This is a genomic window from Solimonas variicoloris DSM 15731 (assembly GCF_000382285.1).
GTDB classification, from domain to species: domain Bacteria; phylum Pseudomonadota; class Gammaproteobacteria; order Nevskiales; family Nevskiaceae; genus Solimonas; species Solimonas variicoloris.
On sequence record NZ_KB907934.1, the window covers coordinates 60,053 to 75,802 of the forward strand.

The 15,750-nt window shown below is 69.1% G+C and carries 13 protein-coding genes; 11 read left to right on the top strand and 2 right to left on the bottom strand.

The features are described from left to right. Positions 1-4: 4 nt before the first annotated feature. Together H149_RS0112390 and H149_RS22235 are read left to right on the top strand one after the other, a co-directional pair. Positions 5-742 carry an energy transducer TonB gene (locus tag H149_RS0112390; protein WP_020650077.1) on the top strand — a complete coding sequence of 246 codons (738 nt, stop codon included), beginning with the start codon at positions 5-7 and terminating at the stop codon, positions 740-742. Between the two features lie 14 nt (positions 743-756). Further along, entirely contained in the window at positions 757-3,300 is a 2,544-nt protein-coding gene (locus H149_RS22235; RefSeq protein WP_245540514.1) for a DUF1329 domain-containing protein, read from the top strand. Positions 3,301-3,422: 122 nt separating this feature from the next. Here H149_RS22235 and H149_RS0112400 read toward each other — a convergent pair whose 3' ends face one another. Continuing rightward, the gene (locus tag H149_RS0112400) at positions 3,423-3,863 is read right to left on the bottom strand and encodes a DUF6918 family protein (protein WP_020650079.1); all 441 of its coding nucleotides are present in this window, start codon (positions 3,861-3,863) and stop codon (positions 3,423-3,425) included. Positions 3,864-3,884: 21 nt separating this feature from the next. Here H149_RS0112400 and H149_RS0112405 point away from each other — a divergent pair, with 21 nt between their 5' ends. From H149_RS0112405 to H149_RS0112430, 6 genes are all read left to right on the top strand, one after another. Next, complete coding sequence (locus H149_RS0112405) at positions 3,885-5,303, top strand: ABC1 kinase family protein (protein ID WP_020650080.1); 1,419 nt, start codon at positions 3,885-3,887, stop codon at positions 5,301-5,303. Between the two features lie 143 nt (positions 5,304-5,446). Then, positions 5,447-6,802 carry a DUF1329 domain-containing protein gene (locus H149_RS0112410; protein ID WP_020650081.1) on the top strand — a complete coding sequence of 452 codons (1,356 nt, stop codon included), beginning with the start codon at positions 5,447-5,449 and terminating at the stop codon, positions 6,800-6,802. Between the two features lie 76 nt (positions 6,803-6,878). Continuing rightward, positions 6,879-7,370, top strand: a complete 492-nt coding sequence (locus tag H149_RS0112415) for a DUF2505 domain-containing protein (protein WP_020650082.1) — start codon at positions 6,879-6,881, stop codon at positions 7,368-7,370. A gap of 99 nt (positions 7,371-7,469) precedes the next feature. Further along, the gene (locus H149_RS0112420; RefSeq protein ID WP_020650083.1) at positions 7,470-9,230 is read left to right on the top strand and encodes a DUF885 domain-containing protein; all 1,761 of its coding nucleotides are present in this window, start codon (positions 7,470-7,472) and stop codon (positions 9,228-9,230) included. Positions 9,231-9,322: 92 nt separating this feature from the next. Next, positions 9,323-9,676 (top strand): VOC family protein, encoded by a 354-nt coding sequence (locus H149_RS0112425; RefSeq protein ID WP_211213595.1) that lies wholly within the window; start codon positions 9,323-9,325, stop codon positions 9,674-9,676. Positions 9,677-9,704: 28 nt separating this feature from the next. After that, positions 9,705-10,382: a helix-turn-helix transcriptional regulator gene (locus tag H149_RS0112430; RefSeq protein ID WP_020650085.1), complete on the top strand. Its 678-nt coding sequence runs from the start codon at positions 9,705-9,707 to the stop codon at positions 10,380-10,382. A gap of 1 nt (position 10,383) precedes the next feature. Here H149_RS0112430 and mutS read toward each other — a convergent pair whose 3' ends face one another. Beyond that, entirely contained in the window at positions 10,384-12,993 is a 2,610-nt protein-coding gene (gene mutS, locus H149_RS0112435) for a DNA mismatch repair protein MutS (protein WP_039748918.1), read from the bottom strand. A 235-nt stretch (positions 12,994-13,228) separates the two neighbouring features. Here mutS and H149_RS0112440 point away from each other — a divergent pair, with 235 nt between their 5' ends. The 3 genes from H149_RS0112440 to H149_RS0112450 all read left to right on the top strand — a co-directional run bounded on the left by H149_RS0112440 (position 13,229) and on the right by H149_RS0112450 (position 15,708). Continuing rightward, positions 13,229-14,224, top strand: coding sequence for an Lnb N-terminal periplasmic domain-containing protein (locus tag H149_RS0112440; RefSeq protein WP_026353129.1), 996 nt, complete (start codon positions 13,229-13,231; stop codon positions 14,222-14,224). Between the two features lie 79 nt (positions 14,225-14,303). Beyond that, a complete protein-coding gene (locus tag H149_RS0112445; protein WP_020650088.1) occupies positions 14,304-14,873 on the top strand; it encodes a GIY-YIG nuclease family protein in 570 nt (189 codons plus the stop codon). Positions 14,874-14,961: 88 nt separating this feature from the next. Continuing rightward, entirely contained in the window at positions 14,962-15,708 is a 747-nt protein-coding gene (locus H149_RS0112450) for a DODA-type extradiol aromatic ring-opening family dioxygenase (RefSeq protein ID WP_020650089.1), read from the top strand. Positions 15,709-15,750: the final 42 nt, after the last annotated feature.

Consider the following 15,750-nt stretch of genomic DNA (forward strand, 5'->3'; position numbering starts at 1 on the left):
GGCCATGCCGGCCCGCGCCGCGATCGCCGAAGCCCGCTGGTCGCGCCTGATCGTGCCGCCGCTGCTCGGCCTCGTCGCGGCGCTGCTGCTGTTCTGGGCGATGTACCGGCTGATCCAGCCGCCGGCGCATGAGGGCGCGGCACTGCGCGCGAGCGGTCCGATCGAGGTCGTGGCGCCGCCGCCGACGCGCGACGAGCCGCCGGAGACCGCACTGGCCCAGGCGCCGGCGCCGCCACCGGATGCGCCGCCATCGCTCGCGCGTCCGGATCTGCCGTCGCTGCCGGCGGCGGCGATGGCCGCCGCGCCGCTCGACGTCGGGCCGATCTCGGTGCCGGTGACGCTCGGCGCCGGCGGCCTGTCGATCACCGGCACGACCGGCTTCGCGGGTTTCGCCGGCCGCGGCGGCGGTGGCGGCGGCAATGGCGCGGGCGGCGCCGGCTTCGGCAGCGGGCAGGGCTTCAAGGGCAAGCCGCTGGTGCCTTTGTCGACGGCGCGACCGCAGATGCCGGACTGGGCCTGCAAGCAGAAGATCCGCGGCTGGGTCGAGGTGGTGTTCACGGTGATGCCGAACGGCCGCGTCCGCGACGTGCGTCTGGTCGATGCCGATCCCAAGGGCGTGTTCGAGGCGGCGGCGATCGAGAGCATCTCGAACTGGATCTACGAATCGAGCGACCTCGCGCGCGAGGTCAAGCAGCGCGTCGACATGCTGCCCGAAGAATGCGCCTACAACTGGAAGCAGTGAGCATGCGGCGCTTCGTGTCCATCAGCCTCGCGCTGGGGCTGGGCGCGTCGGCGTCTGCCGCGCACGCCGACCAGTACCGCAGCGAGCAGCGCGTCGTCGCGACGCCGACGACGCCGCAGAAGACGGAGGATCCGCAGAAGCTGTTGCAGATCACCACCGATCCGTATGCGAAGGCGCTGCTGCTGCGTGATCTGGCGGCGCAGGCCGCGCAGGGGCGCGACTACGGCAAGGCGGCGAAGTACCTCGAACAGGCACTCGCGCAGAACGCGCTGTCCGGGCCGGCCGCCGTGCAGATGCGCAACGATCTCGCGCAGCTGTATCTGTCGAGCGGCGATATCCGCAAGGTGCTGCCGCAGCTCGAGGCGCAGGTTCGCGCCGGGCAGGCGACGCCGCAGGTGCTGGCCGCGCTCGGCGCCGCCTACGTCGGCGAGAAGCGCTACCAGGATGCCGTGCCGCTGCTGCAGAAGGCGGGTGCCGGCCAGGCCGGTGCCGACATCGGCTGGCGTCGCGCGCTCGCTGCGGCGTACATCGGCGTCGGTCGCGAGCGCGAGGCGCTGCCGATGCTCGAACAGCTGCTGCGCGAGGATCCCGGCCAGCGCGAGGATTGGCTGCGCCTGGCGGCGCTGCAGTTGAAGGCCGGCAACCGGGAGCGCGCCGCGGCGACGATGGATCTCGCCAGCCGGCTCGGCTTCCTGCAGAACGCCGAAGAGCGCCTGCGCCTGGCGACGCTGACCGCGCAGATCGGCGCGCCATTCGAGGCGGGTTCTCTGTTGCAGTCGCTGATCGAGCGAAAGCAGGTTCCCGACAATGACGACACGCGCCGGCTGCTCGCGCAGTTCTGGCTCGCGGCGCGCGAGAGCAGCCTGGCCCTGCCGGCGCTCGAAGCGCTGGTCCGGCGCGCGCCGGACGCGGCGCTGTACCAGCAGCTCGCGCAGCTGCACCTCGATCGCGACGAGTACGCGCAGGCCGCGCAGGCGCTCGAACAGGCGACCCGCCTCGGCAAGGCCGGCGGCAAGACCTGGCTGGCGCTCGGCTTCGCGCGCTACCAGCAGGCCGACGTCGACGCCGCGCTGGCGGCGTTTCGCGAAGCCGAGCGCCTGCCGGACGGACGGGCGGCGGCCGGCGAGTGGATCCGCTATCTCGAAAGCGGCAAGGCGCGCGAGCAGGCGCTGCAGGCCGCCGCCGAGCGCCGCGCGCGCGACGGCGAGCCGGTCGCGCTGAGCGGGCGCCTGAGCGGCGATGCGGTGGCGATCGGCCAGACGCCGGCGCCGGCAGGCGCGGCCTTGCAGAGCGGCCAGGAGACGCCGATCGGCGCCGACGCCGGCGGCAATGCCGACGGCACGATCCCGCCCTGGAGCGGCGGTCTGCAGCGTGCGCAATGGCCAGCCGCGTTCCGCAGCGGCCAGCGTCTGGCCGATCCGTATCCGGACGACAAGCCGCTGTTCACGATCACCGCGGCCAATCTGGCGCAATACCGCGGACGGCTCAGCGCCGGCCATCTGGCGCTGTTCGCGAAGTATCCGGACTACCGCATGCCGGTCTACGCGAGCCGCCGCAGCGTCGCCTATCCGCAGGCGATCGCCGACGCCAGTCGCGCCAATCTCGGCCGCGCCAGGCTGACGGGCTCGGACGAACTGGGCGGCGCGCGGCTCGGCGTGCCGTTTCCGCATCCGGCGTCCGGCGTCGAGATCATGTGGAACCACCGCACGCGCTACCGCGGCGACTCGCTGGTGATGCAGTCGACCCAGGCCGTCGTGCGGCCGGGTGGCGCGCCGACGCTGCTCAAGCAGACCGAGCGCGTGCTGTTCCGCTACGGCAATGTGCGCGCGCCGCTGGACCTCGCGAAGGACAACATCCTGCTCTACTACTTGACCTGGTTCGGCAAGACGCGCAATGACGTCGATTTCGTCGCGCTGGTGCACGAGTCGGCCAATGCGCTCAAGCAGCCGCGCGGCGTCTGGGTGATTCCGCCGGGCGTGCCGAAGATGTTCCGCGTGCCGCCGGTCGGCTACGACCAGCCGTTCCCCGGCTCGGACGGCATGATGTTCCTCGACATGGTCGACATGTACAACGGCGCCTTCGACCGCTACGTCTGGAAACTCGCCGGCAAGCGCGAGCTGTACGTGCCGTACAACAGCTACCGCCTGAGCGACGGCCGTTACCCGTATGCGCGCCTGCTGACGCCGAGGTTCCTGAACCCCGAAGGTGCGCGCTACGAGCTGCACCGCGTCTGGGTCATCGAGGCGACCGAGCGCGGCGGCAAGCGGCACAGCTTCGGTACGCGCGTCTTCTACGTCGACGAGGACAGCTGGAACGTGCTGCTGGTCGAGAACCAGGATCACGACGGCCGCCTGTGGCGCTTCCAGGAAGGGCATCTGCTGCCGGCCTACGACGTGCAGGCGGCGAACTGCGCGCCGGTCGTCACCTACGATCTCAAGGACGGGCGCTACTTCGTCAACCGTCTGCTCGGCGAAGATGCGCCGGCGCAGTTCAACGTGCCGATGCGCGATGCGGAGTTCGTGCCGGACCGCGTGCGCGCCCGCTACGGGCGCTTCTGAACTTTCCTGCGCCGCGCGTGCAACCTTTCCGCGTTTCGCGCGTCCAATCCTTCGAACACCGGTCGGGTGTTCACTCCCAGATTGCCGGGCCACCGCCAGGTCGCCCGGCGTTTTCTGCTTTCCTACAGATAGCCGCGGATCAGCCGGCCGAGCGCCGGCACGGCGATGTCGATCTCCGCTTCGGCGCTGCCGCGCAGCTTGTGGTACGCGCTGCGCAGGGCGCCGTTCTGGCTGGCGGCGATGCGCACGTCGGCGACCGCGAGCAGGGCTGCGCCGGCTTCGGCGGCGTGCTGTTGCAGGAAGGCGCTGAAGTCCGGCTCGCGGCTTTGCTGGAAGCGTTCATACAGCGGCTGCAGCGCGGCGATAAACTGCGGTGCATTGCGACGTAGCGCGCCGCCCAGCAAATCGGGCTTGGCGGCCTTGAGCAGCGCCAGCCCGGCCTTCAGGCCGAAGCCGCGCAGGCCGCCGCGGCTGGCGACGTGGGCTTCGACGAAGCGTTCCAGATCGGCGGCAAAGGCGTCTCGCTGGAACGGCGACCACAGGATATCGTTCAGGCTCTTCACGTCGGGTTTACGGATCGGTTCATGGCATCGCGCGACGACAGCGGCAAAGATAGCATCACGGCTCTGAAGACCGGCTCGATCGAGCGCGGCATCGCGCTGACGCGCCTCGGCGTCGGCGCCGGCGCCAAGCTCGTCGCGCACTCGCTCGCCAACATCTTCCGCGGCGAAATCTCGCGCGACAGCGCCAATCGCGACTTCTACGAACGCCAGGCGCAGATTCTCGCCGACGAACTCGGCAAGCTCAAAGGCAGCGTCATGAAGGCCGGACAGATGCTGTCGCTGTACGGCCAGTACTTCCTGCCCGAGGAAGCGGTGACGGTGCTCGCGCAGCTGCAGGACGATACGCCGCCGGTGGCCTGGAACGTCGTTGCGCCGGTGCTCGAGCGCAGCCTCGGCCGCGCGCGACTGCGTGAGCTGGACATCGACACGCGACCGATGGCGGCGGCCTCACTCGGCCAGGTGCATCGCGCGCGCCGCAAGAAGGATGGCCTCGAGCTGTGCGTGAAGATCCAGTATCCCGGCGTCGCCGATGCGATCGAGAGCGACATTCGCACGCTGTCGCGGCTGCTGCTGATGACCCGGCTGACGCCCAAGGGACTCGATCTGACGCCGGTCTTCAGCGAAGTGCGCGAGATGCTGTTCCGCGAAGTCGACTACGCGGCCGAGGCGCATTTCACGCGCAGCTTCGCGCATCGCCTGCAAGGCGATGCACGCTATGTCGTGCCGCAGGTGATCGATGAATACAGCACCGCCCAGGTGCTGACGACGAGCTTCGAGCCGAACAGCCATGTGCGCGATCCGCGCGTGCAGGCGCTGTCGCAGGCGCGCCGCAACCGGCTCGGCCTTGCGTTCCTCGATCTGTTCTTCAACGAGTTCTTTCGCTGGGGCATGGTGCAGTCGGATCCGCACTTCGGTAACTACCGTTTCCGCGTCGGCGAGACGGCGGAGGAGGACCGCATCGTGCTGCTCGATTTCGGTGCGACGCGGATCTTCGGACGCGGCTTCATCGAAAGTTACAGCGACATCGTCGAGGGCGCGCTGCGCCGCGATCGCGAGCAGACGCTGCGCGGCGCGACGGCGATCGGCCTGATGAACGCCAGCATGCCCAAGCCGGCGCTCGATGCGTTCGCGGCGATGTGCGAGGCGATCGTCGAACCGTTCGAGGCCGCCGACGATCCGCGCACCGACCGCAAGGCGCGCAATGCCGACGGCGCCTATCGCTGGGGCGACAGCGATCTGCCGATGCGTACCGGCAAGATCGCCGCCACCAACGCGCTGTCCGTGCACTTCCGCGTGCCGCCGCGCGAGATCGTGTTCCTGCATCGGCGTCTCGCCGGCGTGTTCATCATGCTGGCAACCTTGCGCTGCGAGCTCGACGCTCGCGAGCTGCTGCTTGCTGCACTGCACGATGCGCATGCGCTGGCAGCGGCAGACGCTTGAGCGTCGTACGTAGGCCGTACTGACACGAAGACGTGTCCGCCCGTTCAATTGTGGGCGGGTTCGCGATTGGATAGCATCGCCGTAGTCGTCTTTTGCAGAACGAAGACCGCCGAGAGCGGTTTCCATCCCCAGAGGAGAGCGATATGAAGAAGCAGTACGCACTCTTGACCGGAGCGCTGTGCCTGAGCCTGCTTGCCGGGCAGGCCGCCGCGAAGGTCAGTCAGCAGGAGGCCGATGCCCTCGGCAAGGACCTGACGCCGATCGGCGCCGAGAAGGCCGGCAACAAGGACGGCAGCATTCCGGCCTGGGAGCCGGAGCCGCAGCGCGGCGCGCTGTCGGGGGAATTCCCGAACAACCCGAAGGTCGAAGCGGAAAAGCCGCTGTTCACGATCACCAAGGCCAACATGGCCCAGTACGCCGACAAACTGTCGGAAGGCCACAAGAAGCTGCTGTCGACGTACGACACGTACAAGATGATCGTGTACCCGTCGCACCGTCTGGTCGACTGGCCGAAGGAGATCAAGGACGCCACCGTCAAGAACGCGACGACCTGCGAAATCCAGGGCACCGACGTTCTCAACAACTGCAAGATGGGCTTCCCGTTCCCGGTGCCGAAGACCGGCGCCGAGCCGATCTGGAACCACAAGCTGAAGTGGCGCGGCGAGGCGGTGACCCGCTACAACAACCAGATGATCGTGCAGAACAATGGCGATTATCAGCTGACCAAGATCATCGAGGACGTGCAGTTCCCGTACGCGTCGATCAAGAACCCGCAGCCGATCATCTCCGGCAACGGTGAATACCTCGAGTACCTGTCGCGCGTGGTCGCGCCGCCGCGCCTGGCCGGCACCTTCATCCTGGTGCACGACAAGACCGGCACCGGCGCCGACGGCCGCGCCGCGTGGCTGTACTCGCCGGGCCTGAAGCGCATCCGTCGCGCGCCGACGGTCTGCTGCGACAACCCGTACGAGGGCACCGACGGTCACCAGTTCTACGACCAGGTCGACATGTTCAACGGCGTGCTCGAACGCTACACGTGGAAGATCGTCGGCAAGAAGGAGTTCTACATCCCGTACGACTCCAACAAGATCGCCGGCAACAAGGTCAAGTACAAGGACCTCGCGCGTCCGAAGCACCTGAACCAGGATCTGCCGCGTTACGAGCTGCATCGCGTCTGGGTCGTCGAAGCGAACCTGCGCGCGGGCACCAGCCACACCTTCAAGACGCGTCGCTTCTACGTCGACGAGGACAGCTGGACCATCGCGATGGTCGACGATTACGACAACCGCGACCAGCTCTACCAGTTCCAGGAAGGCCACATCATCAGTGCGCCGAACCTGCAGGCCGCGACGACGGTGCCGGAAGTGATCTATCACTTCACCGCCGGCCGTTACTTCATCACGGCGGCCTGGAACGAGGACAAGCCGATCGACGCGACCGTCAACTTCAAGCCGGACTACTTCACCGCGGCGTCGGTGCAGAAGATGACGACGAAGTAAGACGTCGACACGACGTCGATGGGGCCGCCGGAGCGATCCGGCGGCCTTTTTCTTGGCAACCGCTGCGCAGGGACGCATGAAGCACGAACAGAAACAGACTTTCGACAAGCCGCCGGAAACGGTGATCCGCATGTTCGGCGACCGCCGCTATTTCGAGCGCAAGTACGAGCTGCTCGGCTTTCGCGACATCGAGGTGCTGGAGCACGAAGCCGCGGGCGAGCGCTTCCGGATCCGCGTCCGCTACACGGCCGGCGCCGACGTCCCGCTGCCGGACTTCGCCCGCAAGTTCGTGTCCGGCGACATCGCGATCGTGCAGGAGGACCGCTGGGATCTGGCCAAGAGGACGGGTCGTCTCGAAGTCGATCTGCGCGGCCTGCCGATCAAGGTCGGCGCCGACATGGTGCTGGCCGGCCACGGCAAGGGCGGGGCGGCCAACACCCTGAGCTGGGACGTCCGCTGCTCGATTCCGCTGCTCGGCGGCAAGCTCGAGAAGCTGCTGCTCGCCGACATCGAAGCCAAGGCCGACGCCGATCTCGCCGCTTCGCGCAGGATTCTCGCCGACTACTGAGCGATTGCCGGCGCGGCGTGCTGAGGGAGTTCCCGCTTGCTGGCGGCGGGGCGGCGGAGGCGATAATCGCGCTTCCGCCACGCTTGCCGGGAAGGTCCGATGAAAATGCATCATGCCGCCGCCGCGGCGCTGCTCCTCGCCTGCGGTCTGGCCCGCGCGGCGGTCCCGGCCTGGGTCGATGAGAGCAACCGCAACGCCGAGGTCCTGCTCAAGGTCATCGCCGAGTTCACGCCGGAGAATGCCGGCGAGATCGGTGTCGACGGTTTCGACGAGCAGATCGTCGATCTGCGACCGAAACTCTACGAGCGCAGCACGGCGGCCACCCGGAAGGCGATCGCCGAGCTTGAGGCGATCAAGGCGAAGACCCGCGACGCCGCGGTTCTGCAGGATCTCGACATCCTGATCGATTCGGCGCGCGATGGCATGGCGTCCGAGACGCTGCGCCACGATCTGATGCTGCCGTACTACAGCGTGTCGAGCATGAGCTTCAGCGGCATCAAGGCGCTGCTCGATCCGCGTGTGCCGAAGGAACGCCAGGCCGCCGCGCTGGTGCGCCTGCGCCGTTACGCCGGTTTCGACGGCGCGACGCCGCTGGTCGAGCTGGCCCGGGCGCGCAGCGAGGAGCGTTTCGCCAGCAAGGGCCTGATCGGCCCGTATCGCGGCGAGGTCGAGCAGGATCTCGCCGATGCGCCGCGCTACGTCGACGGCATCGGCGAGCTGTTCGCGCAGTCGGGCCTGCACGGTTACGAGGCGCCGCTGGCGGCGCTGCGCCAGCAGCTGTCGGATTACAACGAGTGGGTGCAGCAGCAGATCCTGCCGCGCGCCCGCGACGATCACCGCCTGCCGCCGGCGCTCTACGCCGACAATCTCAAGCAGGTCGGCGTCACCGATCTGGCGCCGGACGAACTGATCCGCCGCGCGCAGCTGGCTTTCGTCGAGATCCAGAACGAGATGCGCACGCTGGCGCCGCTGGTCGCCAGGGAAAAGGGTTTTGCGTCGAGCGATTACCGCGACGTCATCCGCGAGCTGAAGAAGGATCAGGTCAGCGGCGAGGCGATCCTGCCCCTGTATCGCGACACGCTCAAGGCGATCGAGGACAGCATCCGCCGCGAGCACGTCGTCAGCCTGCCGCAGCGCGAGGCCAAGATCCGCCTCGCCAGCGAGGCCGAATCGGCGCAGGTGCCGGCGCCGTTCATGAGCCCGCCGCGCCTGATCGGCAACACCGGCGAGTACGGCGAGTTCGTGCTGCCGCTGAACGTGCCGGGCCGGGCCGGCCGCGCCGATCTGAAGACCGACGACTTCACCTACAAGGCGGGCGCCTGGACGCTGACCGCGCACGAGGCGCGGCCGGGCCACGAGCTGCAGTTCGCGGCGATGATCGAGAAGGGCGTGTCGACCGCGCGTGCGGTGTTCGCGTTCAACAGCGTCAACGCCGAGGGCTGGGCGCTGTATGCCGAGGCCGAGATGAAACCGACGTTCCCGCTCGACGGCCAGCTGATCGGCCTGCAGCTGCGCCTGATGCGCGCCGCGCGCGCTTTCCTCGATCCGATGGTCAATCTCGGCCGCATCACGCCGGACGAGGTCAATGCCTTCCTGCAGCGCGAAGTCGTGCTGTCGCCGGGCATGGCGCAGTCGGAGACCGACCGCTACGTGTTCCGCTCGCCGGGCCAGGCGACCGCGTACTTCGTCGGCTATCAGGCGATCATGGGCATACGCGCCAAGGCCGAGCTCGCGCTCGGCGACAAGTTCGACCGCCAGCGCTTCCACGACTTCCTGCTCGGCCAGGGCCTGTTGCCGCCGAAGCTGCTCGACAAGGCGGTCGTCGAGCAGTTCATTCCGGCCGAGCGGGCACGCAGCTGAGTACGCGACGGGTCTGCTGACGCCATGGTGTCAGCAGGCCCGGCCGATACTGCCGCTCCCCTGATTCCACGGAGCAGCTCATGATTCTCGGCATGCGTACCGCGATTTATCCGGCCGCCGACCTCGCCGCGGCCAAGACTTTCTACACGCAGGCGCTCGGCGTCGCGCCGTACTACGACGAGGCCTACTACGTCGGCTATGCGGTCGGCGGTTTCGAACTCGGGCTGATTCCGGACGACCTGCCGTCGACGACCGGCGTGCAGGCGTTCTGGGGCGTCGCCGACATCGACGCCGAACTGGAGCGGCTGATCGCACTCGGCGCGCAGCCGTACGAGCCGGCCAAGGACGTCGGCGGCGGCATCAAGGTCGCCAGCGTGCTCGATCCGTCCGGCAACCGCTTCAGCGTGATCGAGAATCCGGCTTTCGATCCGCGTCAGGTGCGCTGAGCGCGCCGCCGTCACGCGCAGGCACCGCATGCGTCGCGCCGATCGCCTGTTCCGCATCGTCCAGTACCTGCGCGGCCGCCGCCTGACGACGGCCGCGCAGCTGGCGGCCTGGCTGCAGGTCTCCGAGCGCACGATCTATCGCGACGTGCGCGATCTGGTCACCAGCGGCGTGCCGGTCGAAGGCGAGGCCGGCGTCGGCTACCGGCTGGCGCCGCATTTCGATCTGCCGCCGCTGATGTTCACGCGCGAGGAGATCGAATCGCTGGCCGGCGGCCTGCGCATGCTGCAGGCTTGGGGCAGTCCCGAGCTGAAGCGCGGCGCCGGTTCGGCCTGGGCCAAGCTCGCCGCGGCGCTGCCGGACCCGCAGCGCATCGAGCTGGAGCGCACGCGGCTGTTCGCGCCGTCGTTCGCGGTGCGTGACGTCGGCATCCTGATCGACACGCTGCGCCACGCGATCGCCGGCCGTCAGGTGCTGCGACTCGACTACCGCGATGTGCAGGGCCGCGCCAGCGAGCGCCAGGTCTGGCCGCTCGGGCTCTACTTCTGGGGCGAGGTCTGGTCGCTCGGTGCGTGGTGCGCGCTGCGCGGCGATTTCCGCAGCTTCCGCGTCGATCGCATCGTCAGCGCCGCCGCCGACGGCGTGCAGTTTCCGGATCAGGCCGGGCGCCGGCTCGAGGACTACGTGCGCTGTGTCGAGGCGGGCTGAACTAGAGCTCGCGCCGGCGCGTCTTCTTCAGCTGGTACAGCGCGTCGAGCGCGGCGCGCGGCGACAGCTCGTCCGGCTCCAGCGCATCGAGCATCTGCATCGCCGCCGACGGCACCGCCGGTGCGAACAGCGACAGCTGCGGCGCGTCGCCGCGCGTCGGCGCCGGCGCCGGCGCGGCGGGCGGTGCGGATTGCGGCCGGTTCTCGAGCGCCTGCAGATGCGCGCGCGCAGCGCGGATCACCGGCTGCGGCACGCCGGCCAGCGCCGCGACCTGCAGGCCGAAGGAGCGGCTCGCCGGGCCGTCCTTGACGTTGTGCAGGAAGACCAGCCGCTCGCCCTGCGCGTCGGCGTATTCGGCGGCGTCGAGATGCACGTTGGCGATGGCGGGCAGGGTGCCCTCGAGCGCGGTCAGCTCGAAGTAGTGCGTCGCGAACAGCGTGAACGCGCCGACGTCGCTGGCCAGGAATTCGGCGACCGCGCGGGCCAGCGACAGGCCGTCGTAGGTCGAGGTGCCGCGACCGATCTCGTCCATCAGCACCAGCGACTGGCGCGTCGCGTTGTGCAGGATGTTGGCGGTCTCGCTCATTTCGACCATGAAGGTCGACTGGCCGGAGGCGATGTCGTCGCCGGCGCCGATGCGCGTGAAGATGCGGTCGATGGGGCCGAGCGTCGCCTGATCGGCCGGCACGAAGGCGCCAGCATGCGCGAGCAGCACGATCAGCGCCGTCTGGCGCATGTAAGTCGACTTGCCGCCCATGTTGGGGCCGGTGATGACGAGCAGGCGGCGCGCGTCGGACAGATCGAGATCGTTGGGCACGAACGGCGTGCGCAGCGTCTGCTCGACGACCGGATGGCGGCCGGCGCGGATCGCGATGCACGGTTGCTCGACCAGCTGCGGCCGGCACCAGCGCAGCGCGCGCGCACGCTCCGCGAAGCAGGCGAGCACGTCGAGCTCGGCGAGCGCCTGCGCCATCTGCTGCAGTTCCGGCAAGGCGGCGGCGACGTGGTCGAGCAGCGCTTCGTAGAGTTCCTTCTCGCGCGCCAGCGCACGGTCGCGCGCCGACAGCACCTGATCCTCGAACTTCTTCAGCTCGTCGGTGATGTAGCGCTCGTAGTTGGTCAGCGTCTGGCGCCGCGTGTAGTCGGCCGGGATCCGGGCGGCGTGCGTCTTGCCGACCTCGATGTAGTAGCCGTGCACGCGGTTGTAGCCGACCTTGAGCGTGTCGATGCCGGTGCGCGCGCGTTCGCGCGTCTCCAGGTCGACGAGGAAACCGTCGGCGTTCTGCGAAAGATTGCGCAGTGCGTCGAGCGCGGCGTCGAAGCCGGCGCGGAACACGCCGCCTTCGCGCGCCAGCAGCGGCAGCTCGTCGGCGAGCGCCGTCTGCAGATGCGCGCACAGCGCGGCGTGCTCGCCGAGGCGAGCGCCCAGTTCGAGCACCAGCGGCGACTCGACGCCGCCCAGCGCTTCGCGCACCGCGGGCAGCGCGGCAAGGCTGCCGCACAGGCCGGCGAGATCGCGCGGCCGCGCCGAGCGCAGCGCGACGCGCGCGAGGATGCGTTCGACGTCGGTGATGTCCTTGAGCGCGGCGCGCAGGCGTTCGTCGCCGCTGCCGAGCGGGCGCGCATCGCCGAGGCTGGCGACCGCGTCGTAGCGGGCATTGAGCTGCACGTGGCTGCGCAGCGGCCGTGTCAGCCAGCGCTGCAGCGCGCGTGCGCCCATGGCGGTGACGCAGCTGTCGACGACGCGCAGCAGCGTGTACTCGTGCTGGCCGGACAGCGCGCGGTCAATTTCGAGGTTGCGGCGCGTCGCGGCGTCGAGGATCAGCGCGTCGCCCGGCGTCTCGACGCGCAGCCCGCGCAGATGCGGCAGCCGCGACTTCTGCGTTTCCTGCACGTACTGCAGCAGCGCGCCGGCGGCGGCGATCGCCGCGTCCAGCCCTTCGGCGCCGAAGCCGCGCAGGTCCTGCGTGCCGAACTGCTCGGTCAGCAGGCGATAGGCCGAGGCGCTGTCGAAATGCCAGAGCGGACGGCTGCGCGGCTTGAAGGCGTCGTACTGGCCGCCGAAGCCGTCCGGCGCCAGCAGTTCGCTGGCCTGCAGCCGGTACAGCTCGGCGTGCAGCTCGCCGAGCGAGGCGGTCTGCAGCACCGAGAAGCGACCGGACGACAATTCGAGCCAGGCGAGTCCGTACTGCTGGTCGACGGAAGCGACCGCGGCGAGCAGCGTCTGCGCGCGCGCGTCGAGCAGGGCGTCGTCGGTCGCGGTGCCGGGCGTGACGATGCGCGTGACCTCGCGCCGGACCGGGCCCTTCTCGACACCGACTTCGCCGACCTGCTCGGCGATCACCACCGATTCGCCGGCCTTGATCAGGCGCGCGAGGTACTGCTCCAGCGAATGATGCGGCACGCCGGCCATGACCACCGGCCGCCCGGCCGATTCGCCGCGCTGCGTCAGCGTGATGTTGAGCAGCTGGTGCGCCTTGCGCGCGTCGTCGTAGAACAGCTCGTAGAAGTCGCCCATGCGGAACAGCACCAGCGTGTCCGGGTGCTGCGACTTGATGCCGAAATACTGCTGCATCAGCGGCGTGTGCTCGCTGAACGGGGTGGACGTCATCGTCTTGATGAAAGCTGGCAGGGCGCGCCGCGGATTATCGCATGCGCGGCTGCGCGCGCCGGCGCCGGCGGCGTGTGCAGCGGCGCCGCGCGCAGGTGCCACCGCGCCGCGAATATGCGGGCAAGTGCGTGATTGCGGCGCGGTGGCGCCTGCCGCATCTGCCGCACGCACGAAAAGCGCGGCGCCCGAAACGCCGCGCGCCGGTCGCGCGCGCCGGCCGTGACAGAATGCGCCGATGTCCTGGCTTTCCGTTCTCCTTGTCGCCGTGCCGGCGCTGTTGCTGTCGGCCTGGTGGACGCTTGCGCTCTGGCTCCGCCTGCCCGGCGGGCGCACGCTGCGCGGCGCCGGCGCCGCCCTGTGGTCCGGCCTGGTCCTGTGCTTGTTCGTGCTGCTGTGGCGCGGGCAGGTCGCGCTCGCGGCGGCGGCCTTCGCCGCTGCGCAGCTGCTGCTCGCGCTGTGGTGGCACGGCATCCGGCCGTCGAACGTGCGCCGCTGGGCGGACGAGGTCGCCGAGCAGCTGCACGGCGAGATCGACGGCGACACGGTGACCCTCGCCCAGGTGCGCAACTTCGGCTGGCGCAGCCTCGGCGACTACGACGCGCGCTGGGAAACGCGGCGCTACGCCCTGAGCGGCCTGCGTTCGGTCGATGTGCTGCTGTCGCACTGGATGGGGCCGGCGATCGCGCACACCCTGGTTTCGTTCGGCTTCGACGATGGCCGCTATCTCGCGTTCTCGATCGAGATCCGCAAGGAGCGCGGCGAGGCCTATTCGGCGCTCGGCGGCTTCTTCAAGCAGTTCGAGGCGATCCTGGTCGCCGCCGACGAGCGCGACATCGTGCGCCTGCGCAGCAACGTGCGCGGCGAGGACGTCTATCTCTACCGCCTGCACATGCCGGCGCCGGCGATGCGCTCGCTGTTCCTGGCTTATCTCGCCGAGGCCGATGCGCTGCGCCGCCGGCCGCGCTGGTATCACACCGCGACCGGAAACTGCACGACGATCGTCTTCGAGATGGCGCGGCGCATCGTCGGCGGACTGCCGTTCGACTACCGCCTGCTGCTGTCGGGCTATCTGCCCGAGTACCTGCACCAGGTGGGTGGCCTCGCGCCCGGCCACAGCGTCGCCGAACTGCGTCGCGCGGGGTGCATCAACGAGCGCGCCCGAGCGGCCGACCAGGCGGCGGATTTCTCGCAGCGCATCCGCGCCGGCGTGCCGGGCATTGAGGCGCCGTGAAAGCATCTCCGCCGGTAGCGCATGATTGCAATGTTTGTGAACTTTCCCGTTTCTGCCTTTACTCGACAGTACGCGCCGTATGAACCCTTATTACATCTATGCGCTGAAAGATCCGAGAACGTCGCCAGCGCGTCCCTTCTACATCGGAAAGGGCACGGGGAATCGGGCGTGGGAGCATACGATTCGGATCGATAGAACGAAGAAGGGACAGCGCATCGCGGAAATCCAAGATGCCGGATACGCCGTCTTGACGACGGTGTTGGCGGACGATCTGACGGAGGTGCAGGCGCTAAAACTCGAAGCTGAACTCATCGCCGCGTTCGGCACCGAGGCGACCGGTGGGCTCTTGACCAATAGTGTGATTCCCACGGGTGCCGCGACAAAGACGCGGCGCGGGGTGGCGGTCCCCGCCGGTGTGGTGGAAAAGGCGCAAGTCGGGCTCGACCTGCTGAAGGGAGCAGTACTCGAATTGGCTCAGGCCAATCCCGAGGGCATCACCAACTCTGATGCTTCCAAGGTGCTCGGCTTGCAGAGCGACTACGCGGGCGGATCAAAAGACTACTTGTCATGGAGTATCCTCGGTCTGCTGATGAGAGAGGGGCGAATGGTGCGAGCCGAGCAGAAGAAGCACGTTGCCGTCGTCAAGTGATCCGAAAATCGGCGATGACTATGGGTGAACTGCATTGATCCGCCAACCCACGCTCTACATCCCGCACGGCGGTGGGCCGTGCTTTTTCATGGACTGGAATCCGCCGGACACCTGGGACCGCATGGCCGCGTTCCTGCGTGGCCTGGCGGCGACGCTGCCGGAGCGGCCGCGAGCCGTGCTGCTGATCTCCGGGCACTGGCTGGCGCCGGCCTTCACCGCGGGCAGCCATCCGCGGCCGCCGCTGATTTACGACTACTACGGCTTTCCCGAGCACACCTATCAGCTGCAGTACCCGGCGGCCGGCGATCCGGCGCTGGCGCAGCGCGTGCAGGCCTTGCTCGCCGCCGCGTCGCTGCCGGCCGCCGAGGACGCGCAGCGCGGCTATGACCACGGCGTCTTCATCCCGCTCAAGCTGGTGTTCCCGGACGCCGATGTGCCGGTCGTGCCGCTGTCGCTGCTCGACTCGCTCGATCCGGCCGCGCACCTCGCCGCCGGCCGCGCCTTGGCGCCGCTGCGCGACGAGGGCGTGCTGATCGTCGGCAGCGGCATGAGCTTCCACAACATGCGCGCCTACGGCGATCCGCGCTTCGGGCCGGTCTCCGACACTTTCGATCTGTGGCTGACCGCCGCCGTCGAAGCGCCGCCGGCCGAGCGCGAGCTGCGCCTGACGCACTGGGCCGAGGCACCCGCGGCGCGCCTGTCGCATCCGCTGCACGCCGAGGAGCACCTGCTGCCGCTGATGGTCGCCGCCGGAGCGGCCGGCGACGGCACCGGCCGCCGCGTCTTCAGCGATCGCGTGCTGCAGACGACGATCTCGGGCTATCGCTTCGACTGAGACGGCGCTTGCGCCGGCGCGCGAGCTGCGGTGGCTGGCGCC

Bases quoted from the DNA above. Each gene is read 5' to 3' on its own strand.
- H149_RS0112440 (WP_026353129.1), top strand. From the start codon at position 13,229: ATGTCCTGGCTTTCCGTTCTCCTTGTCGCCGTGCCGGCGCTGTTGCTG.
- H149_RS0112415 (WP_020650082.1), top strand. From the start codon at position 6,879: ATGAAGCACGAACAGAAACAGACTTTCGACAAGCCGCCGGAAACGGTG.
- H149_RS0112410 (WP_020650081.1), top strand. From the start codon at position 5,447: ATGAAGAAGCAGTACGCACTCTTGACCGGAGCGCTGTGCCTGAGCCTG.
- H149_RS0112425 (WP_211213595.1), top strand. From the start codon at position 9,323: ATGCGTACCGCGATTTATCCGGCCGCCGACCTCGCCGCGGCCAAGACT.
- H149_RS0112420 (WP_020650083.1), top strand. From the start codon at position 7,470: ATGAAAATGCATCATGCCGCCGCCGCGGCGCTGCTCCTCGCCTGCGGT.
- H149_RS0112405 (WP_020650080.1), top strand. From the start codon at position 3,885: ATGGCATCGCGCGACGACAGCGGCAAAGATAGCATCACGGCTCTGAAG.
- H149_RS0112390 (WP_020650077.1), top strand. From the start codon at position 5: ATGCCGGCCCGCGCCGCGATCGCCGAAGCCCGCTGGTCGCGCCTGATC.
- mutS (WP_039748918.1), bottom strand. From the start codon at position 12,993: ATGACGTCCACCCCGTTCAGCGAGCACACGCCGCTGATGCAGCAGTAT.
- H149_RS0112430 (WP_020650085.1), top strand. From the start codon at position 9,705: ATGCGTCGCGCCGATCGCCTGTTCCGCATCGTCCAGTACCTGCGCGGC.
- H149_RS0112450 (WP_020650089.1), top strand. From the start codon at position 14,962: ATGGACTGGAATCCGCCGGACACCTGGGACCGCATGGCCGCGTTCCTG.
- H149_RS0112445 (WP_020650088.1), top strand. From the start codon at position 14,304: ATGAACCCTTATTACATCTATGCGCTGAAAGATCCGAGAACGTCGCCA.